The 20,411-nt window shown below is 71.8% G+C and carries 19 protein-coding genes; 11 read left to right on the top strand and 8 right to left on the bottom strand.

What is annotated here, in order from left to right; genetic code table 11:
• Positions 1-100: 100 nt before the first annotated feature.
• Positions 101-2,014 (top strand): glutamine--fructose-6-phosphate transaminase (isomerizing), encoded by a 1,914-nt coding sequence (gene glmS / locus O7601_RS02750; protein WP_281564728.1) that lies wholly within the window; start codon positions 101-103, stop codon positions 2,012-2,014.
• A 45-nt stretch (positions 2,015-2,059) separates the two neighbouring features.
• Here glmS and O7601_RS02745 read toward each other — a convergent pair whose 3' ends face one another.
• Positions 2,060-3,658 (bottom strand): alpha/beta hydrolase, encoded by a 1,599-nt coding sequence (locus O7601_RS02745; RefSeq protein ID WP_281564727.1) that lies wholly within the window; start codon positions 3,656-3,658, stop codon positions 2,060-2,062.
• Positions 3,655-3,954: a type VII secretion target gene (locus O7601_RS02740; RefSeq protein WP_281564726.1), complete on the bottom strand. Its 300-nt coding sequence runs from the start codon at positions 3,952-3,954 to the stop codon at positions 3,655-3,657. The genes O7601_RS02745 and O7601_RS02740 overlap by 4 nt, the downstream gene beginning before the upstream one ends.
• A 192-nt stretch (positions 3,955-4,146) precedes the next feature.
• On the opposite strand from O7601_RS02740, the gene O7601_RS02735 reads away from it, so the two are divergent.
• From O7601_RS02735 to O7601_RS02690, 10 genes are all read left to right on the top strand, one after another.
• Positions 4,147-5,616 (top strand): NAD(P)H-hydrate dehydratase, encoded by a 1,470-nt coding sequence (locus tag O7601_RS02735; RefSeq protein WP_281564725.1) that lies wholly within the window; start codon positions 4,147-4,149, stop codon positions 5,614-5,616.
• Between the two features lie 41 nt (positions 5,617-5,657).
• Positions 5,658-6,776 (top strand): alanine racemase, encoded by a 1,119-nt coding sequence (gene alr / locus O7601_RS02730; RefSeq protein ID WP_281564724.1) that lies wholly within the window; start codon positions 5,658-5,660, stop codon positions 6,774-6,776.
• A complete protein-coding gene (locus O7601_RS02725) occupies positions 6,773-7,876 on the top strand; it encodes an alpha/beta hydrolase (RefSeq protein ID WP_281564723.1) in 1,104 nt (367 codons plus the stop codon). Before alr ends, O7601_RS02725 begins: the two co-directional genes overlap by 4 nt.
• On the top strand, positions 7,873-8,352 hold the full coding sequence (tsaE, locus tag O7601_RS02720) for a tRNA (adenosine(37)-N6)-threonylcarbamoyltransferase complex ATPase subunit type 1 TsaE (protein WP_281564722.1): 480 nt from the start codon (positions 7,873-7,875) through the stop codon (positions 8,350-8,352). The genes O7601_RS02725 and tsaE overlap by 4 nt, the downstream gene beginning before the upstream one ends.
• 60 nt (positions 8,353-8,412) lie before the next feature.
• Positions 8,413-9,114 carry a uracil-DNA glycosylase gene (ung, locus tag O7601_RS02715; RefSeq protein WP_281564721.1) on the top strand — a complete coding sequence of 234 codons (702 nt, stop codon included), beginning with the start codon at positions 8,413-8,415 and terminating at the stop codon, positions 9,112-9,114.
• Positions 9,115-9,481: 367 nt separating this feature from the next.
• Positions 9,482-10,573 (top strand): glycoside hydrolase family 11 protein, encoded by a 1,092-nt coding sequence (locus tag O7601_RS02710; protein WP_281564720.1) that lies wholly within the window; start codon positions 9,482-9,484, stop codon positions 10,571-10,573.
• A 130-nt stretch (positions 10,574-10,703) separates the two neighbouring features.
• Positions 10,704-11,381 (top strand): tRNA (adenosine(37)-N6)-threonylcarbamoyltransferase complex dimerization subunit type 1 TsaB, encoded by a 678-nt coding sequence (gene tsaB / locus O7601_RS02705; protein ID WP_281564719.1) that lies wholly within the window; start codon positions 10,704-10,706, stop codon positions 11,379-11,381.
• A gap of 22 nt (positions 11,382-11,403) precedes the next feature.
• Positions 11,404-11,856, top strand: coding sequence for a ribosomal protein S18-alanine N-acetyltransferase (gene rimI / locus O7601_RS02700; RefSeq protein WP_281564718.1), 453 nt, complete (start codon positions 11,404-11,406; stop codon positions 11,854-11,856).
• A gap of 8 nt (positions 11,857-11,864) precedes the next feature.
• Positions 11,865-12,911 (top strand): tRNA (adenosine(37)-N6)-threonylcarbamoyltransferase complex transferase subunit TsaD, encoded by a 1,047-nt coding sequence (gene tsaD, locus O7601_RS02695; protein WP_281564717.1) that lies wholly within the window; start codon positions 11,865-11,867, stop codon positions 12,909-12,911.
• Between the two features lie 10 nt (positions 12,912-12,921).
• Positions 12,922-13,176 (top strand): hypothetical protein, encoded by a 255-nt coding sequence (locus O7601_RS02690; RefSeq protein WP_281564716.1) that lies wholly within the window; start codon positions 12,922-12,924, stop codon positions 13,174-13,176.
• A gap of 49 nt (positions 13,177-13,225) precedes the next feature.
• On the opposite strand, the gene O7601_RS02685 is transcribed toward O7601_RS02690, so the two are convergent.
• The 6 genes from O7601_RS02685 to O7601_RS02660 all read right to left on the bottom strand — a co-directional run bounded on the left by O7601_RS02685 (position 13,226) and on the right by O7601_RS02660 (position 20,281).
• Positions 13,226-14,899, bottom strand: coding sequence for a copper resistance protein CopC (locus O7601_RS02685; RefSeq protein WP_281564715.1), 1,674 nt, complete (start codon positions 14,897-14,899; stop codon positions 13,226-13,228).
• Between the two features lie 18 nt (positions 14,900-14,917).
• Complete coding sequence (locus O7601_RS02680; protein WP_281564714.1) at positions 14,918-15,655, bottom strand: DUF4142 domain-containing protein; 738 nt, start codon at positions 15,653-15,655, stop codon at positions 14,918-14,920.
• A gap of 143 nt (positions 15,656-15,798) precedes the next feature.
• Positions 15,799-16,980 carry an ROK family transcriptional regulator gene (locus O7601_RS02675; RefSeq protein WP_093404906.1) on the bottom strand — a complete coding sequence of 394 codons (1,182 nt, stop codon included), beginning with the start codon at positions 16,978-16,980 and terminating at the stop codon, positions 15,799-15,801.
• A gap of 28 nt (positions 16,981-17,008) precedes the next feature.
• Positions 17,009-18,268 carry an ABC transporter permease gene (locus O7601_RS02670; RefSeq protein ID WP_281564713.1) on the bottom strand — a complete coding sequence of 420 codons (1,260 nt, stop codon included), beginning with the start codon at positions 18,266-18,268 and terminating at the stop codon, positions 17,009-17,011.
• Positions 18,265-19,083, bottom strand: coding sequence for an ATP-binding cassette domain-containing protein (locus tag O7601_RS02665; protein ID WP_281564712.1), 819 nt, complete (start codon positions 19,081-19,083; stop codon positions 18,265-18,267). Before O7601_RS02665 ends, O7601_RS02670 begins: the two co-directional genes overlap by 4 nt.
• Before the next feature lie 103 nt (positions 19,084-19,186).
• The gene (locus O7601_RS02660) at positions 19,187-20,281 is read right to left on the bottom strand and encodes a substrate-binding domain-containing protein (protein WP_281564711.1); all 1,095 of its coding nucleotides are present in this window, start codon (positions 20,279-20,281) and stop codon (positions 19,187-19,189) included.
• Positions 20,282-20,411: the final 130 nt, after the last annotated feature.

Raw genomic sequence — 20,411 nt, 5'->3', positions numbered from 1 at the left:
GCGGCACCGATCACCAACATCGCCAGATCGCTCAAATTCAGTGATTGTTTACCCCGCTTTCGAGCAGACATCGTGAGCGGAACTGGTTAGGCTGCGACCCATGTGTGGAATCGTGGGTTACGCCGGCGCCCGACCGGCGCTCGGCATCGTGCTCGACGGCTTGCGGCGGCTGGAGTACCGCGGCTACGACTCGGCGGGCGTCGCCATCGTCTGCGACGGGGTGCTGCTGACCGAGAAGAAGGCCGGCAAGCTGGCCAACCTGGAGAAGGTGCTCTCCGAGCGGGCGGCCGAGGACCCGGCCGGCTGCGGCGCCAGCCCGATCGGCATCGGCGACGGCACCACCGGCATCGGACACACCCGATGGGCCACCCACGGCGGTCCCACCGACCGCAACGCCCACCCGCACCTGTCCCCCGACGGGCGGGTAGCGGTGATCCACAACGGCATCATCGAGAACTTCGCCAAGCTCCGTGCCGAGCTGGAGGACGAGGGCGTCACCTTCACCAGCGACACCGACACCGAGTGCGCGGCCCACCTGCTCTCCGCTGCCCTGACCGACCTGCGCGCGGCGGGCCAGCCGGACGGGCCGCAACTGCTGACCGCGGCGATGCGGGTGGTCTGCCAGCGGCTGGAGGGCGCCTTCACGCTGCTCGCCGTCGACTCGGCGATACCCGGCGCGGTCGTCGGCGCACGCCGCAACTCACCCCTGGTAGTCGGCCGCGGCGACGGTGAGAACTACCTCGCCAGCGACGTGGCCGCGTTCATCGAGCACACCCGGGACGCGGTCGAGCTGGGCCAGGACCAGATCGTACTGATCACCGCCGAGAGCATCGAGATCACCGACTTCGAGGGGCAGCCCGCCAGCGGCAAGGACTTCCACATCGACTGGGACTCCTCGGCGGCCGAGAAGGGCGGCTACGACTGGTTCATGCTCAAGGAGATCGAGGAGCAGCCGCAGGCCGTCGCCGACACGCTGCTCGGCCGGCTGACCGAGAGCGGCGAGATCATGCTCGACGAGGTCCGCCTCAGCGACCAGGACCTGCGTGACGTCGACAAGATTTTCATCGTCGCCTGCGGCACCTCGTACCACGCCGGGATGGTGGCCAAGTACGCCATCGAGCACTGGACCCGGATCCCCTGCGAGGTGGAGCTGGCCAGCGAGTTCCGCTATCGCGATCCGGTGCTGGACCGGTCCACCCTCATCGTGGTGATCTCGCAGTCCGGCGAGACCATGGACACCCTGATGGCGCTGCGGCACGCCAAGGAGCAGAAGGCCCGGGTGCTGGCCGTCTGCAACACCAACGGCTCCACCATCCCCCGGGAGTCCGACGCGGTGCTCTACACCCACGGCGGCCCGGAGATCGCCGTCGCCTCCACCAAGGCGTTTCTCACCCAGGTGATCGCCTGCTACCTGATCGGGCTGCACCTCGCGCAGGTGCGCGGCGTCAAGTACGCCGACGAGGTGGCGGCCGTGGTCGAGCAGCTCCACCGGGTGCCGGACAAGCTGCGCGAACTGCTCGGCCGGATCGAGCCGGTCCGCGAGCTGGCCCGCGAGCTGCGTGCCGAGTCGACGGTGCTGTTCATCGGCCGGCACGTCGGCTACCCGGTGGCGCTGGAGGGTGCGCTCAAGCTCAAGGAGTTGGCGTACATGCACGCCGAGGGCTTCGCCGCGGGCGAGCTGAAGCACGGCCCGATCTCGCTGATCGACACGGGCACCCCGGTGATCTGCATCGTCCCCTCGCCGGTGGGCCGGGGCATGCTGCACGACAAGGTCGTCTCGAACATCCAGGAGGTACGCGCGCGGGGCGCCCGTACCATCGTCATCGCCGAGGAGGGCGACGAATCGGTGGTCCGCTACGCGGATCACCTGATCCAGGTGCCGCGTACGCCGACGCTGCTCGCGCCGCTGGTGACCACCGTGCCGTTGCAGGTGTTCGCGGCCGAGATCGCCGCCGCCCGGGGACACGACGTCGACCAGCCGCGCAACCTCGCCAAGTCCGTCACCGTGGAGTAGCCCGGCGGCCGGCCCCGGCGGTCGACCCGGCCGCCGGGGCCGGCCTCAGCGCCCCAGCATCACCCGCGCCATGCCGTCCAGCGCCGGATTGTCCGGATGCCAGTAGCCGGTGTGGCCGTACCTGCCGCTGGGAAACGTGCGCCCGCCGAAGCCCGGCTCGGCCGGGTCGCGCCCGAACCACCGTTCGTCGCCCGACCCGGTCAGCCAGCCGGCGATCGTGCCGACCGGCGAGACACCGAGCGCCGCCCGCAGGGCCAGCTCTTCCGGTGGGCGGGTCAGCCGGATCACGTCGTCCGGGGCGGTGCTGGCCCAGACCTGCCCGGGTGGCAACCCCAGGTCGGCCGCGTGCGTCACACCGACCCCGGGCGAGCCGACGAAGACCAGCGCGTCGGCGGCGAGGCCATGGTCGCGAGCGGCGGTGCCCACCACCAGCGACCCGTAGCTGTGCCCGAGCACGGTCTGCCGGGCCGGCGGGCCGTCGTGGGTGGCCCGCAGGCCCTCCTGGAACCGGTGCAGCGCCTCTCCGGCCGCGCGGGCCTGCCCGTCCCAGGCCGCCTCGTGCAGGAAGTCCGGGGCGTCGTAATTGAGCCAGAGCACCGCCGAGGTCTGCGCGTCCGGTGCCAGTTCGGCGCCCCGGGCCAGTATCCGCGCCGCCCGGCCCAACTCGCCGGCGGCGTCGTCGAGCCCGGCGGTCATCCCGGGTACATAGGTGAGCACCTCGCCGGCCCGGTCCGGGTTGCCCAGCGCCACCACCGCCCGCCCCTCACCGTCGACCTCCATGCCCAGCAGGTACGCCCGTGGCTGCTGGCCCGACTCCAGCCGGGCGGCGAGTGCGTCCAGGCCGGAGAGCGCGGCCTCGACACCCCGCAGTCCGGCCACTTCCAGCGGGCCACGCGGCACTTGGGCCAGCAACTGCTCCCACCGTTGCGCCAGCGCCGCTCGCCGGGCCGCGAGCAGCATCCGGTTGGCCTGGTCACGGGCATCGGCCGGCACCCCGTCGAGCCGCCCGGTCAGCTCCGGCTCGTGTACCACCAACCAGCGGCGCTCGGCCGGGGTGAGCCCCGCCCACCAGCGCCGCACCAGACCCGGCTCGGCGTCGGACGGCGGCCGGTACGCCGGTGGCCGGGCCGTCCAGCCGGTACCGGCGGCCTCGCTCAGCCGGGCGAGGCGCGTCGCGGCCTCCCCGTCGGCCGTGGCGGCCAGGTCGAGCGCCTCCCGCAGGGCCGTGGCCACCTGGATCACCGTCGCGTCGGCGCGGTCGGACGGCAGCCGGGTGGGATCGGCGCGTACGCCACCCCGGCGGTCGATCAGCACACCGCTGGCGGTGGCCAGGGCCACGGCGGCCGTCAGTCGAGCCCGGGCGGCCACCAACCGGGTGGCGAACTCGGCGAGCACCTGGTCGGTCTCGATCGCGGCCGGCACCAGCGCGACCAGCTCGTCGCGCAGCCCGGTCAGCCGGGCACCGGCCGACTCGGCGGCCCGGCCGGACCAACCGGTGCGCAGGGCGGCGCTGCCGTCGGCGAGCTCACCGGCCCGCCGCTCGGCCACCCCGGCCAGGCTCGCCCAGGCCGATCCGGTGGCCCGCCACGCCGCCGGGTCGACCATGGCGAGCCGGGCGTAACCGACCTGACCTGGTGCGCTCATCGGGGCAGGCCGGAGAGCCGGGCGGCGGCCCTGGCGTCCACCGACTCGTACGCCCCGGCGGCGGCGCGTACCCCGTCGCCGGTCTCCGCGACCCGGGCACCGAGCCGGCCGGACCAGGCGTGCACGGCCGCCTCCAGGCCGGCGAGCGCCCGCGCCGTCGACCATTCGCCCCGGGCCGGTGCGGCCAGCCCTCGCTCGCCGGCCGTCCCGTGCGCCAGCCGGTAGCCGGTGTCACCCAGCGACCGCCCGACCCGGTGCAGCAGTTCCGGCCGTACGGCCAGCTTCTCCTCGGCCATCGTCCCTCCCGTCTGGCGTCGACACGACGCAGACGCTAGGCGGTGGTGGGACCGGCGACGGTGCCCTGTGGACAGCCGGTGGCGGCCGTACCTTCGGTTTGTCCACAGGCGTTGCCGGACGCGTCGCCGACGGCTATCTTGCCGCCGCCGCGCCGGTAGGGTTGGCCGGGTGATCGGGAAACGGGGTGTGGCATGAGGCCGGTCTGGCGGGTCGCGGACGTACGCGCGGCGGAGGCCGCCCTGATGGCCACGGTGCCGCCCGGCACGCTGATGCAACGCGCCGCCGCCGGGCTGGCCCGTCGTGGCGCGTTGCTGCTCGCCGAGCGGGGCGGGGTGTACGCCGCCCCGGTGCTGCTGCTCGTCGGCTCCGGCGACAACGGCGGCGACACCCTGTACGCGGGTGCCCGGCTGGCCCGGCGCGGCGCCGCCGTGTCGGCGTTGCTGCTCACCCCGGATCGGGTGCACGCCGAAGGGCTGGCCGCGCTGCGTGCCGCCGGGGGACGGGTCGTGTCCCGACCGCCGGCCGTGGTCGACCTGGTGCTCGACGGGATCGTCGGCATCGGCGGTCGCGGTGGCCTGCGGGACACCGCCGAGCAGTTGGCGGCGAGTCTGCTGCGGCACTCGGGACGTGACGGCGAGCGGGCGACGGTCGTGGCGGTGGACGTGCCCAGCGGCGTCGCGGTCGACACCGGGGCGGTGCCGTTGACGCCGTCCGGCAGTCCGAACGCGGTGCGCGCCGACGTGACGGTGGCCTTCGGCGCATTGAAGCCGGCCCTGGCGGTCGGCCCCGCCGCCGCGCTGGCCGGCGAGGTGGAGTTGGTCGACATCGGGTTGGTGCCGTGGCTACGCGGCAGCCCCGCGCTGCACGTCGTGGAGTGGTCGGACGTGGCCGACTGGTACCCGAGGCTCGGCCCCGGCTCGGAAAAGTACACCCGAGGTGTGGTCGGCGTGGCCACCGGCTCCGCGACGTACCCGGGTGCGGCGGTGCTCTCCGTCGGCGGCGCGTTGGCCGGCCCGACCGGCCTGGTCCGGTACGCCGGGGGTGCCCGGGACGAGGTGGTCCGCCAGCATGCCTCGGTGATCGCCACCGGCCGGGTGTCCGACGCCGGCCGGGTACAGGCGTGGGTGTGCGGGTCTGGGCTGGGCACCGACGAGCGGGCGGCCACCGAGCTGCGGACCGTGCTCGCCGCCCCGGTGCCGGTGGTGCTGGACGCCGACGCCTTGACCCTGCTGGTCGACGGTTCCCTCGCCGACCAGCTGCGTCGCCGGGACGCGCCGATCGTGGTGACGCCGCACGATCGGGAGTTCACCCGGCTCTGCGGGGAGGAACCGGGCGGCGACCGGGTCGCCGCCACGCTCCGACTGGCCGCCTGGATGAACGCGGTGGTGCTGCTCAAGGGAGATCGGACGGTGGTCGGCACGCCGGATGGACGGGCGTACGTCAATCCGACCGGCACTCCCGCGCTGGCCACCGGTGGCACCGGCGACGTGCTGGCCGGACTGCTCGGTTCGCTGCTCGCGGCCGGCCTACCGGCCGAGCGGGCCGCCGCGGCGGCGGCGTACCTGCACGGGCTGGCCGGCCGGGAAGCGGCCCGGGGCGGCCCGGTGACCGCGCCCGACGTCGCCGTCGCGCTGCGTCCCGTGCTGGCCCGTCTGCCCTGAGTACCTGCCATGGTGATCAGCCTGGAAAGTAGGGTGGGGGCATGTGGCAGGCCGAGGTACGTGTCGACCTAGACGCGATCCGGGAGAACGTGGACCGGCTGCGCGCCGGCACCAGTGCGGAACTGATGGCGGTGGTGAAGGGCGACGGCTACGGCCACGGCATGATTCCGGCCGCCCGAGCCGCGCTCGACGCGGGGGCGGACTGGCTCGGCGTCTGCACCCTGGACGAGGCGTTGACGCTGCGCGCGGCCGGCATCGACGCCCCGATGCTGGCCTGGCTGCTCGCCCCGGGGCTACCGCTGCACACCGGCGTGACCGCCGGCATCGACCTGGGAGTGGCCAGCCTGCCGCAGCTCGACGAGATGCTGGAGGCGAGCCGCACGGCCGGGCGGCCCGCCCGACTGCACCTGAAGATCGACACCGGGCTGGCCCGGGGCGGCGCGACGGTCGCTGACTGGCCGGCTCTGCTCGACGCCGCCGCCAAGGCACAGGCCGACGGGCTGATCGAGGTGGTGGGTGTGTGGAGCCACTTCGTCTACGCGGACCTGCCCGGTCACCCGACCACGGACCGGCAGGTGGCGGTCTTCCACGAGGGGCTGGCCATGGTCGAGCGGGCCGGGCTCCGCCCGCGCTACCGGCACCTGGCCAACTCTGCGGCCACGCTGACCCGGCCGGACACCCACTTCGACCTGGTCCGTCCGGGGCTGGCCGTCTACGGCCTCTCCCCGGTGGCGGGCGAGACGTACGGGCTGCGTCCGGCGATGACCGCCCGTGCCCGGGTGCTGCTGACCAAGCGGGTGCCGGCCGGCGCGGGCGTCTCCTACGGCCACACCTACACGACCGAACGCGAGGCCAACCTGGCCGTGGTGCCGCTCGGCTACGCCGACGGGGTGCCCCGGCACGCCTCGAACTGCGGACCGGTGCAGCTCGGGGGAGCCCGCCGGACCATCTCCGGTCGGGTCTGCATGGACCAGTTCGTGCTCGACTGCGGCGACGATCCGGTGGCCGCCGGCGACGTGGCGACCCTGTTCGGCAGCGGGTCCGAGGGTGAGCCCACCGCCGACGACTGGGCCGAGGCCGTCGGCACCATCAACTACGAGATCGTCACCCGGTTCGGCAGCACCCGGGTCCCGCGCGTCTACGACGGCGACCGGGCATGACCGGTTGGCGCATCCCACGGCCCCGGACCGCCGCCGGGAAGGCCGCCGGTCTGGTCGGTGCGGCGCTGGGGGTGGCCGCCGCCGGGCTGGCCGCCGGGGTCGCCACGGAACGCGCCCTGGTCCGCCGGCTGAAGGCGGACCCCGCCGACCCGTACGCCGAGGAGGTCTTCGGCGACCAGCGGTACGACGAGGCGTACCGGCTGGAGATGCCCGACGGCACCGACATCCACGTCGAGGTGGTCGAGCCGACCCGGCCGGTCGACGGCAACCCGACCGTGCTGCTGGTGCACGGCTTCTGCCTGGACATGGGCACCTTCCACTTCCAGCGCAAACTGCTCGCCGAGCGGGGTGAGCACCGGATCGTCGCGTACGACCAGCCGGGGCACGGCCGGTCGGGGCGGCTGGAGAGCGGCGAATACGACCTGACGGCGCTGGGCCGTACGCTGCGCCGGGTGATCGACGAGGCGGCCCCGGAGGGGCCACTGGTGCTCGTCGGTCACTCGATGGGTGGCATGACCATCATGGCGCTGGCGGAGCTGTACCCGGAAATGTTCGGCGACCGGGTGGTGGGGACCGTGCTGATGGCCACCTCGGGCGGGCTGCTGGCGGAGACGAAGCTGGTCGCGCCCGCCCTGCTGGGCCGGGTCGGTGCGCCGGTGCTCTACATGGCGGGCAATGTCACCCGGTACGGCGGGGCGGTCATCGACCGGGCCCGTCGCTCGACGACGAACGTGGCCTGGTTGCTGACCCGCAGGTACGGCTTCGGCACCCGAGCGCCGAGCCCGGCACTGGTGTCGTACGTGGAGCAGATGAACTCCCGTACCTCCGCCGACACGGTGACCCGCTACCTGCATACCCTGGCGACCCACTCCCGGTTCCCGGCGTTGGCCGCGCTGGCGGACACGCCGGTGCTGGTGATCGTCGGAGACAAGGACATGATCACACCGCTGATCCACTCGGAGGAGATCGTCCGGCGGCTGCCGCACGCCGAGTTCGTCCGGATCCCCGACAGCGGTCACGTGGTGATGCTGGAGCACGCCGACGAGGTGAACGCCGCGTTGCTCCGCTTCCTCGGCACCTGTGGACGGGACGACTCGTGACCGAGGTCGTACTGCCGACGGTCGCGGACACCCACACCTTCGGGCGACGGCTGGCCGGGCTGCTGCGCGCCGGTGATCTGGTGCTGCTCACCGGCCCGCTGGGTGCCGGCAAGACCGCGCTGACCCGGGGAATCGGCGCCGGCCTGGAGGTGCTAGGCGACATCACCTCCCCGACGTTCGTGATCGCCCGGGTGCACCGACCGGACCCGACGAGCGGACGAGGGGTGTCGCTGGTGCACGCCGACGCCTACCGGTTGGGTGACGCGAGCGATCCCCGGGCCGAGATCGACGACCTCGACCTGGACGCTTCGGTCGACGACTCGGTGACCGTGGTCGAGTGGGGTGAAGGACTCGTCGAGCAACTGGCCGACGCCCACCTGCGGGTCCGTCTGCACCGGCACGACGACGACACCCGGACGGCTGAGTTGGAGCCGGTCGGTGGCGACTGGGCGGAGCGCCTATCCGCCCTGGGCTGAGCGCTGTCGTACCCGATACCTACAGTGCCCGCAGACGTTCCGACCGGTGAGAGGTTGCCGATGCCCGACGACGCCCCTGCTCTCGACCTGCTGGCGCTGCTTCCCGACGAGTGGCGGGCGGTGCTCACCCCGCATCTCGATCCAGCCCGCACGGCCGCGCTCAGCGAATTCGTCGCCGGGGAGTACGCTGCCGGCCCGGTCTTCCCGACGGTCGAGGATCTTTTCTCGGCGTACCGGCTCTGCCCGCCGTCGGCCTGCCGGGTGTTGATTCTCGGTCAGGATCCCTACCACCGCGCCGGCCAGGCGCACGGGCTGAGTTTCAGCGTGCGTGAGGGTGTCTCCGTGCCTCCGTCGTTGCGCAACGTCTTCAAGGAACTGGGCGAGGATCTGGGCGTGCCGAGGCCGCCCAGCGGCACCCTCGACGGCTGGGCGGCGCAGGGCGTGCTGCTGCTCAACTCGGTGCTGACCGTGCGCCAGGGCAGCCCCGGGTCACATGCCAACCGGGGCTGGGAGGAGTTCACCGATGCGACCATCCGGGCACTCGACGCGCTGGAGTCGCGGGTGGTGTTCCTGCTCTGGGGCGGGTACGCACGCAGGAAGGCGGCGCTTGTCGGTAACCCGCAGCACGTGGTCCTGGAGGCCGGGCACCCCAGCCCGATGAATCCCCGCGGTTTCCTCGGCAGCCGCCCGTTCAGCGCCGCCAACAAGGCGCTCGCCGACGCCGGCCTGCCGACCATCGATTGGGAGCGCTCGGCCGGCTGAGCCGTGTGCTCCTGCCGCCACGCCGCCCGCACGTACCAGGTGGCGGCATCCACCTGGTTGGTCGGTGAAGCCGGTCGGACGGCATTCCTTGACTGACATCGATCGTTGGATAACGATATCGGAAACATAGATGCCCGCTTACGTCTTCAGTCTGGGGGTCAGTGCCGACGCAAAGTAGCAGTGGAGCACCTATACGACCGACAGTCCGGCAATTCGCACAACCATGGCGCGGCATCGACGCGTGGTGACCGTCCCTTTACCACACGCGCCCCGCCGATTACGTCACACCGCCTCTCGTAAGGAGAAGCACACCACCATGAACGAAATCACCACTCACAGTAAGAGTCGCCGACGCGGTCGCGTCAGGATGCTGGCTGCCGCCGCCTGCGCCGCGGTGTTGGCCACCACCGGCACCGTCGCGATCTCGGCCAGCCCCGCGCAGGCCGAGGCCGACCGGCAGGTCTGCTCGAACACGGAGGGCACCCACAACGGGTTCTTCTTCTCGTTCTGGAAGGACAGTGGCGACGCCTGCATGGTGTTGCGTGAGAACGGTCGCTACACCAGTTCGTGGAGCAGGAGCACCAACAACTGGGTCGGCGGCAAGGGCTGGAACCCGGGAACCCGCCGCACGATCACCTATTCGGGCAGCTACAACCCGGGTAACAACAACAGCTACCTCGCCCTGTACGGCTGGACCCGTAACCCGCTCGTCGAGTACTACGTCGTGGAGAACTTCGGCAGCTACAACCCGAGTAGCGGGGCCACCCGGCTGGGCAGCGTCACCACCGACGGCGGCACCTACGACATCCTGCGCAGCCAGCGGGTCAACCAGCCCTCGATCGACGGCACCGCGACGTTCTACCAGTACTGGAGCGTCCGGCAGCAGAAGCGCAGCAGCGGCACCATCACCACCGCCAACCACTTCGACGCCTGGGCCCGGGTTGGCCTGAACCTCGGCAATCACTACTACCAGATCATGGCTACCGAGGGTTACCAGAGCCAGGGCAGCTCGGACATCACCGTCCGCGAAGGCGGCACCCCCGGCCCTGGCCCGACCACCCCGCCGCCCAGTGGCGGGTCGGGCCAGATGATCGTCGGTCAGCAGTCCGGCCGGTGCCTGGACGTGCCGAACTCCAGCACGAGCAACGGCACCCAGATCCAGTTGTATGACTGCCACGGCGGCTCGAACCAGCGGTTCACCCACACCTCGAGCAGGCAGCTGACGGTGAACGGCAAGTGCCTGGACGTGCCGAACTCCAGCACGAGCAACGGCACCCGGATCCAGTTGTATGACTGCCACAGCGGCGCGAACCAGCAGTGGAACATCAACTCCAACGGCACGATCACCGGAGTGCAGTCGGGGTTGTGCCTCGACGCCGGTGGCAGCGGTAACGGGGCGGTGATCCAGCTGTACAGCTGCTGGGGTGGAGCAAACCAGCAGTGGAGCCGACGCAACTGATCGGTCGTCTCGGGGCCAGGAGGCACGGACCTGGCCCCGTGCCTTCTTGCCAACCACAGCAGAAGTGACCCGGCGGCGATGACGGGCGGGCGTCCAAGGGCCGGAGGCGATGCGGCTAGGCTGGGTCATTGTGCTCGTACTCGTGGTGGACAGCTCGACCCCGGCGGTGACCGCGGCGCTCGTCGAGGTCACCGCGAGTGGCGTCACGACCCGGGCGCACCGGTGCACCGTCGACGCTCGGGCGCACGGCGAACTGCTCGCCCCGCAGATCGACGCGGTGCTCGCCGACGTCGCCGCCCGGCCGGCCGACCTGCACGCGATCGTCGCCGGGGTCGGCCCGGGGCCGTTCACCGGGCTGCGGGTGGGGCTGGTCACCGCCGCCACCATGGCCCAGGTGCTCGACATTCCCGCGTACGCGGTCTGCTCGCTCGACGCGATCGGCCACCCGGCGGCGGCCGGCGAGCCGGTGCTCGCGGCGAGCGACGCGCGGCGCCGGGAAATTTACTGGGCGGTTTACGACGGCGCCGGCCAGCGCCTGGTCGGGCCGGAGGTCGGCGCGCCCGCGGTGGCCGCCGAGCGGGCCCGCGCGCTGGCCGTCACCGTCATGGTCGGCGACGGCGCACACCGGTACGCCGATGCCCTCGGCCTGACGCTGCGACCCGAGCCGCGCTACCCGGACGCGACCGCGCTGGCCACCCTGGCCGCCGAACGGATCCGCACCGGCGTGCCGGGTGATCCGTTGACGCCGCTCTACCTGCGTCGCCCGGACGCGGTGGCGGCGACCGCGCGCAAACCGGTCCTGCCGTGAGCGCCGGGGAAAGTGGTCTTTCGTGAGCGAGGTGCGACTCGGCCGGTTCCGCTGGTGGCATATCGACGAGGTGTTGCCGATCGAGGCGGACCTCTTCGGTGCCGAACAGTGGTCGGCACCGATGTTCTGGAACGAGTTGGCCCACGGACATTTCTACCGGGTCGCGACCGAGGACAAGGGCGCGGTGCTCGGTTACGCCGGGCTCACCGTCGCGCCGCCCGACGAGGCGTGGGTGCAGAACATCGCGGTCCGGCGGGACGCCCAGCGCCGGGGCATCGGCCGGTTGCTGCTGGAGGCGCTGCTCGCCGAGGCCAACCGGGCGGGTGTAGGTACCGTGCTGCTGGAGGTGGCCGCCGACAACGCGCCGGCCCAGCGGCTCTACGCGATGCACGGATTCGAGCCGATCGGCGTGCGGCGCGGCTACTACCAACCGAGCAACACCGACGCGCTGGTGATGCAGCGCACCCGGGACTGAGTAAAGCCATGGCTGACGAACCACTGATCCTCGGCATCGAGACCTCATGCGACGAGACCGGCGTGGGTGTCGTACGCGGCCACACGCTGCTCGCCGACGCGCTCGCGTCCAGCGTGGAGCAGCATGCCCGATTCGGTGGGGTGGTGCCCGAGGTGGCCAGCCGGGCGCACCTGGAGGCCATCGTGCCGACGATGCGGCGGGCACTTGCCGAGGCGGGGGTGACGCTCGCCGACGTGGATGCGATCGCGGTCACCGCCGGGCCGGGCCTGGCCGGGGCCCTGCTGGTCGGGGTGGCCGCCGCCAAGGGGTACGCGATCGCCGCCGAGAAGCCGGTCTACGGCGTCAACCACCTCGCCGCGCACGTCGCGGTGGACACGCTGGAACACGGTCCGCTGCCCGAACCGGCGATCGCGTTGCTGGTCTCCGGTGGTCACTCCTCGCTGCTCATGGTCGACGATCTGGCCCAGGGCGTGACCCCGCTGGGTGCCACCATCGATGATGCGGCAGGCGAGGCGTTCGACAAGGTGGCCCGGCTGCTCGGTCTGCCGTTCCCCGGTGGGCCGTACATCGATCGGGAGGCCCGGGCCGGTGACCCGGCGGCGATCGCCTTCCCGCGTGGGCTGACGGCCGCCAAGGATCTCGTCGCGCACCGCCACGACTTCTCCTTCTCCGGGCTGAAGACCGCGGTGGCGCGGTGGGTGGAGGCCCGCGAGCGGGCCGGCGAGCCGGTTCCGGTCGCGGACGTCGCCGCATCATTCCAGGAGGCCGTCTGCGACGTGCTGGTGAACAAGGCGCTGGACGCCTGCCGTGGCCGGGGTGTGCAGACCCTGGTGATCGGCGGGGGAGTGGCGGCCAACTCACGGTTGCGGGCGATGGCCGAACAGCGGGCCGCCCGGCACGGCATCCGGGTCCGCGTGCCCCGGCCCGGCCTGTGCACGGACAACGGCGCGATGGTGGCGGCCCTCGGCTCGCACCTGGTCGCCTCGGGCGTCGCGCCCAGCCGGCTCGACCTGCCCGCGGATTCGGCCATGCCGCTGACCACGGTCAGCGTCTGAGGAGGACGACGTGATCGTACGGATGTGGGAGGCACGGGCGGAGCCGTACGCGCTCGCTGACCTGATCACCTGGGTCTGTGACAGCGCGCTACCCGAGTTCGAGCACGACCCGCTGCACCTGTCCAGCGAGGTCTTCTCGTCCACCGATCACCGGGTCGTGGTGATCTCCAAATGGCGCAGCAACCCACAGCCGTTGCCCGACCCGCCGGTGATGCTGCTCGCCCGGCAGCCGCACTCCTGGGACTTCACCCAGGTCGACCGCTGAGGCGTCGCCGGGCCGGCCGCCGGTTCGACGGCGGCGTGGAGCGCGCCGATCAGCGGATGGTCACCGTGGTGGTGGCGGTGGAGCGGTCGATCTCGCTGGTCCGGGCGCTGACCCGCAACGTCCAGTCACCAGCGACCGGGAAGTGGATCTCGGCGCTGCCGTGGTGCGGTTCCAGCGCGAACACGTCGACGGTGATCGGCTCGATGCCGGCCTCCGGCAGGGCGGCGGTGACCGTCCACTCCGCCACCGGCAACTCCTTCGCCTGCGGGGTGTAGACGTAGGCGTGCAGGCTGTTCGCGGTGCCGGCGACCGCCGGGTAGATGTCGAACTGCAAGGTGAACAGGTCGGTGGTGAGCGACTGCGCGACACCCTCGCGGTTCACCCCGTCGGCCGCCGTGCCGACGGAACGGCCCGGCGGTGTCTGCACCAGCACCGCCGTCAGCGCCAGCACCACCGCCGTCACGGCGAGTTCCACGCCGGCCGCCCGAGCGATCCAGCGGGGTCGGGCCGCCGCGACCCGCCGCCTGATCAACCGACGTTGCCCGGCCGCCACCGCCAGCACCCCGGCCAGCAGGGCCGCCTTGGCCAGCAGCAGGCGACCGTACGTGCTGCCCCACAGGGCCGAGGGGCGGCCGAGTTCGATCGCGGCCTGGCCGAGCCCGGCGGCGACCAGCCAGGCCACCGCGAGAGTGGCCAACCGGGACCAGGCCGGCAGGATCCGGGCGAGCACCCGCTCGTGGGTGCCCCGGAGCAGAAACACGGTGAGCGCGGACAGTCCACCCAACCAGGCGGTCACCCCGGCGACGTGCAGGGTGCCCAGTGCGATGCTCACCGGCGGCAACGGCGAGGCGACCGGATGCCCGGCCAGTGGCCAGGTGACGAACCCGGCCAGGCCGACCGCCGCCAGTGCCGCAGCGCGTACCCGGCTGGCGACGCCCCGACCGGTCGGCGAGCGCTCACCAGCGCCCCGCATCACCGCCGGCAGCAGGATCGCGGCCAGCCCGACCAGCGCCAGCCGTACGGCCAGCACCACGCCGACGTCGCTGTCCGCCACAGCCCGCAGATCGGCCGGGGAGAGTTGCCCGACCGGCGCACCCACCACCTGAGCTGCCTGCCCGACCCAGGTGCCGAGCGTGCCGATGGCGACCAGGCCGAGCCCGCACAGCGCGGTGGCCGTGGCACCTCGACGGGCGCGACGGCGGGGCCAGATGGTGGCCGCTAGCAGTGGCGGACCGACCGCCAGGAGCAGCCCCAGGTACCCGAGGTACTTCGCGGCCGGTACCAGCACGCCGGCAGGGGACTCGGATTCCGCCAGGGCCGGCTCGGGCGGAGTCGCCGACGGTGCCCCGGCGGCGAAGGTGAAGCTGCCCGCGACCGGGTGGCTGTCCGCCGAGATGACGCGGTAGCTGACCAGGTAGGTGCCGAGTGGACGATCCGAGGGCCGCAGGGCGATCCGGATGGTCCCGTTCCGGACCTCGGGCTCGCCGACGTTGATCCGTTTGCCGTCGGGGGCGAGGACCTGCACCCGGCCGGGAACCACGGTGATGGTCTCGCTGAAGGTCACCAGCACTTCGCGCGGCGCGTACCCGAGCACCTCGTCGCGCTGCGGGGTGGTGGCGACCACCACGGCGTGCGCCGCCGCTGGGCCGGCGGGGCCCAGGGCGGCGCACAGTGCGGTGAGGACCAGCCCGAGCAGGGCAGCGGCTCGGGTACGAACGGTCATCGAATCGGGTGGCGGCCGTCAGCTGCGACGGAACATGCGGTACGTGAGGAAGCCACCGGTGCCGAGAGCGCCGAGGAAGATTGCCCAGATCAGCGTGTTGCTGACGCCGATCTGCGGGCCGGTGTTGGCCTGCGCGGCGGCGAGCAGGCCGTCGTTGCCCGGTGCCGGTAGTGCGGCGGGCGGCAGCTCGGCGTACCGGACCAGGCCGGTGCTCTCCAACATCCGCATGTGGTCACCGACGAACGTGTTGGCCGAGTTGGCCAGGTCGCGGATGACCTCGTTGCGGGTGCTGGCCCGCACCGCGCCGATCACCGGGAAGATCTTGCCGTGGGCGACCCGGAGCCGGGTGACGAAGATCTGGTCGAAGCGGGCGCCACGGGCGTCCTTCATCTCGGTGAGCCAGCCCTGCTGCTCGGCGGTCGGTGCGTTGGGGATGACGGCGCTCAGCTTGTTGGCCGCCTCCACGGTGATCCGGTCAAGCTCCTCGTGCTGCCGGGCGATTTCGGCGCCCACCTCGCGGACCACCTGCGAACTGCCCTTCTCGGCGGCCATCTGCCCGGCCGGCATCTCCCAGAGCCCGGCCAGCCGCACCCCGTCGAGCAGCGCTTGGTCGGCGGCGGCGAGTTGCTGAGCGGCGGGCGCGGCCAGCGCCACACCCGGCAGGACGACGAGGGCTGCGACGATCGTGGTGAGCAGCACCGCCACGCGACGGGACCGGTTGCCCTGCCGGCGACGAGCGGAATCCAGCGGTGCCATGTCTGCGGCGCCTCCTCGGACGAGAACCGATCGTTGAGCGACGGACGTCCGCACCCCGTCGGCCGTCCGCATCCAGGTACGGATTGTTCGGCCAATCAGTTCACCGATTGGCGAAACCGGCTCGCGAAATCTGGAACTGGAGGTCAGTTGACGTCGAGCGGGTCGGCCAGCAACCGGTCGAAGGCGAGTTCGGCCGCGCCGACCAGGGGAGCGTCCTCGCCGAGCTTCGGCGTACGCAGTCGGACATGCTCCAGGCAGGCCGGCAGGCCGTTGGAGTTGAGCCGGCTGCGCACCTGGGCGGCGGCGGCCAGATAGAGATCGCGCATGGTGCCGCCGAAGATGACCATCTCCGGGTTGAAGATGTTGACCAGGTTGGCGACGCCGAAGCCGAGCCAGTCGCCGGCCTGGCGTACCGCGATCTGCGCCTGGGCGTCCCCCCGGTCGGCGGCGTCGAAGACCGCCAGCATCGCCTCCCGGCCCCGGGCGTCGGAGCGACCGGCGGCCCGGAGCAGCCCGTGCTCGCCGATCTCGGTCTCCCAACATCCCCGGTTACCGCACTCGCAGCGGGCCCCGTCGCGGACCACCACCATGTGCCCCACCTCGCCGCTGTAACCGCCGTGCCCGGTCAGCCGTCGGCCCGCGGCGATGATCCCGGCACCGACGCCGACGTCGCCGTAGAGGTAGATGACGTTGTCGCAGCCCGCTGCCGCGCCCCGGGCGTGCTCGGCGAAGGCCGCCACGTCGGCCACGTTCCCGACCGTGACCGGCACGTCGACGCCGAGTTCGGTGCCGAGCGCGGTGCCGATCGGTTCGTCCACCCAACCGGTGGTGGGACCGAGCCGGACGAGGCCGTCGTCGCGGCGGACCATGCCGCAGACCGCCACCCCGGCACCGACGCAGACGGCGTCCTCCGGCATCGCCTGCCGCATCTCCTTGACCGCGCCGGCCAGCAGCGGGGCGGCCTCTGCGGCGGTCAGACCACGTGGCCGGTCCAGCTCCCGGCGGTCGAGCACCGCGCCGCCGAGCCCGACCCGCGCGGCCCGCAGCCGGTCCACCTCGATGCTGTACGCGTACGCGAAGACCCGGTCCGACTCGGGCCGGACGACAAGCGACGGTCGTCCGGCCCGGCCGGTTTCCTTCGGCGCCCCCTCAGTCACCAGGCCGGCCGCGGCGAGGTCGGCGGTGAGCGCGCCGATGGTGCTCCGGTTCAACCCCAGTGCGGTGGTCAGTTCCGCACGTGTGGTGGCACCGTGCACGTGCACGTAGCGCAACAGGGCACCGAGATTCTGTCGACGAATCTCGTCCTGGCTCGGTCCCACGCGCATCGGTTGTGACTACCTTCGGTGCAGCGGATCAGCGGCTGCCGCTGGCGGCGGCTCGTCGGCGCGACAGCGCGTCGACGCTCGCCGCCAGGAGCAGCACCACGCCGGTGACCACGTACTTGACGCCCGAGCTGTAGCCCATCAGGCCCATCCCGTTGTCGATCACCGCGACCACCGCGCCACCGAGCACCGCGTCCAGCACCCGACCCTTGCCGCCGAAGAGGCTGGTGCCACCGATGACGGCCGCGCCCACGGCGTAGAGCAGCACGTTGCTGCCGCCGGTGTTCGGGTCGACCGAGTTGGCCCGGCTGGCGGCGACGATGCCGCCGACAGCGGCCATGGTGGAGCAGATGACGAAGACCGAGATGCGGATCCGGTCCACGTTGATGCCGGCCCGACGGGCGGCCTCCTTGTTGCCGCCGACCGCGTAGATGTGCCGGCCGTAGCTGGTGCGGTGGAGCACGAAGGTCCCGATGATGAGCAGCACGGCGATGATCGGCACCACGATCGGCACGCCCTTGAGCGAGCTGATCAGCACGTTGCGGCTGCGCTCCAGGTTGAGCATGTAGACCGCGAGGCCGAGGATGACAGCCAGCCCGCCGATCCGGGCGAGCACCACCGTCATGGGGTCGGTGACCAGGCCTCGCGCGGCGCGATTGCGGTAGCGGAGCAGCTGGACGGCGGCGTAACCGGCGACGGCCACGGCGGTGAGCGCCCAGCCGAGCAGCGGCGGCAGGTTGCGGTTGGCGATCGCCACCAGCACCGAGTCGCGCACCGAGATGTTGCGGCCCTCCTCCATGAGCAGCAGCACCACGCCCTGGAAGGCCAGGAAGCCGGCCAGGGTGACCACGAAGGAGGGAATGCCGATCTTGGCGACCAGGAGGCCGAGGATCGTACCGATCACCATGCCGGTGAGCACGGCGGCGGCCACCGCGACGTACCAGGGATATCCGAGCACGGTGACCACGTTTGCCAGCACCGCCGCGCAGACGCCGCTGGCGAAGCCGGCCGACAGGTCGATCTCACCCAGCAGCAGAACGAAGACCAGACCCATCGCGATCAGGGTGACCGCCGCGCCCTGGGTGAACAGGTTGGCGAAGTTCCCGGCGCTGAGGAACGAGGGCCGCAGGATCGAGAAGACCGTGCAGAGGACGAGCAGGCCGAGGACGGCGGGCAGGGCGCCGATGTCGCCACCGCGTACCCGTCGCCAGTAGTCGCGGACGTGGCTGCCGACGGAGGGCGTCGACGTGACGGCGGCCGGCCCCTCCTGCTTGACGGCGGTGGTGCTCATGAGACGCCTCCCGTGGTGCTGCCGGCCGGCGCCGCGCCGTTGCCGTTGGTGGCCGGGTCGCCGGTGAGTCCGAGCCCGCCGGAGCGGCCGGCGGTGATCAGCTCGACCACCTGCGCGTGAGTGATGTCGGTGGTCTTCACCTGGGCGACCATCTGGCCGAGGTAGAGCGCGGCGATCCGGTCGGAGACGGCGAAGACGTCGTTCATGTTGTGCGAGATGAGCACGACGGCCAGACCGTTGTCGGCCAGCCGCCGGACCAGTTCCAGCACCTGGGCGGTCTGCGCGACACCGAGCGCGGCGGTCGGCTCGTCCAGGATCACCAGCTTGCTGTTCCAGAGCACGGCCTTGGCGATGGCCACCGTCTGACGCTGGCCGCCGGAGAGGCTGGAGACGAGCTGGCGCAACGACTTGACGGTGCGTACGGAGAGCCCGGCGAGGGTCTCGGCCGCCATCTGTTCCATCGTCGGCTCGTCGAGGACGATGCCGCTGCGCTTCTCGCGGCCGAGGAACATGTTCTGCACGATGTCGAGGTTGTCGCAGAGCGCGAGGTCCTGGTAGACGACCTCGATGCCGAGCGCCGCGGCGTCGCGTGGGCTGTGGATGTTCACCGGCCGGCCGTCGAAGACGAACTGCCCGGCGTCGGTCGGGTAGATGCCGCTGATGCACTTGACCAGGGTCGACTTGCCGGCGCCGTTGTCACCGACGAGCGCGGTGACCTCGCCCGGGTAGGCGGCGAAGGCGACATCGCGTAGGACCTGGACGGGACCGAAACTCTTGTCGATCCCGCGTAGCTCCAGCAGAGGGGTCGCGGACACGGGGTTCTCCTTTGTCACGGAGGGAGATCGGGGCCCGTCCAGCGGCGGCACGCCGCCCGGCACGGGGTTACCGTGCCGGGCGGCGCCGCCTAGGCGGGTGAGGTCAGCTGATGCCCGCTTCGGTGCAGAGCGCGGCGAAGTTGCCGGTGCAGACCTCTTCCTTGGTCACGAAACCGTCGGCGATGACGTCCTTGACGTTCTCCTTGTAGATCGCCTGCGGGGTGAGCAGGACCGACGGCACGTCCCGGCCGCCCTCCGGGTCCTTGACGGTCTGGCCGGTCTCCTTGCGCTCGCCCTTGGCCAGCGCGATGGCCAGCTCGGCGGCGGCGTCGGCTTCCTTCTTGATCGCCTTGTAGACGGTCATGCACTGGTCACCGGCGAGGATGTTCTGCAGGCCCTGCGGGGTGGCGTCCTGGCCGGTCACCGGGACCTTGCCGTTGAGCCGGTTCTTCTTCAGCACCGAGATGGCGGCGTTGCCGAGGCCGTCGTTCGCGGCCAGCACACCGTCGATCTTGCCGCCGGTCTGGGTGAGCATCTGCTCGAAGATCGTGGCGGCCTGGGCGTTGTCCCAGTCCGGCACGGACTGGTCCGGGCCCTTGACGTACTCGTTCGCGTCGAACTTGGGCTTGAGGACCGAGTCGTAGCCGTTCTTGAACAGGGTGGCGTTGTTGTCGGTCGGCGACCCGTTCAGGTACGCCACGACCGGCTTCTCCGCCTTCTGGTCGGTCAGGCACTTGGCCAGGCCCTCGCCCTGGAGGTTGCCGACAGCCTCGTTGTCGAAGCTGACGTAGTACTCCGCCGAGCCGCCGAGGGTGAGGCGGTCGTAGTCGATGGTGGCGACGCCCTGCGACTTGGCCTTGTCGAGAACGGCCTTGCCGGTGCCGGAGTCCAGGTTCACGATCATCAGCGCGGTGACGCCACTCGTGATCATCTGGTCGGCGATGGTCTGGAACGCGGTCTTGTCACCCTGCGCGTTCTGGATGTCGTACTCGACGCCAGCGGCATCGAAGGCGGCCTGGAGGAACTTGCGGTCAGCGCCCTCCCAGCGGGCGGAGGACTTGCTGTCCGGCAGGATCACGCCGATCTTCGGGGTCACGTCGGAGCCGGCCTGGTCGCCGCCGGACTCGTCGCCACAGGCCGTCAGGCTGCCGAGGGCCAGCAGGCCCACGGTGCCGACGGCGAGGAAGCCCTTGCGCATGTGCAGGGTCCTTTCGAGGGTGGGAAGGGTGTCGGTGTTTTGTTTTGTTGTGTCCGGCAACGTATTCCGCGCCACAACGCCAGCACAAGGGTGCGCCGGTCACGAGTTTGTTGTCGGCGGTAACAATTCA

It is taken from the genome of Verrucosispora sp. WMMD573 (genome assembly GCF_027497175.1).
In the GTDB taxonomy this organism is placed as follows: Bacteria; Actinomycetota; Actinomycetes; order Mycobacteriales; family Micromonosporaceae; genus Micromonospora.
This window is presented reverse-complemented; position numbering and strand designations above follow the sequence as displayed.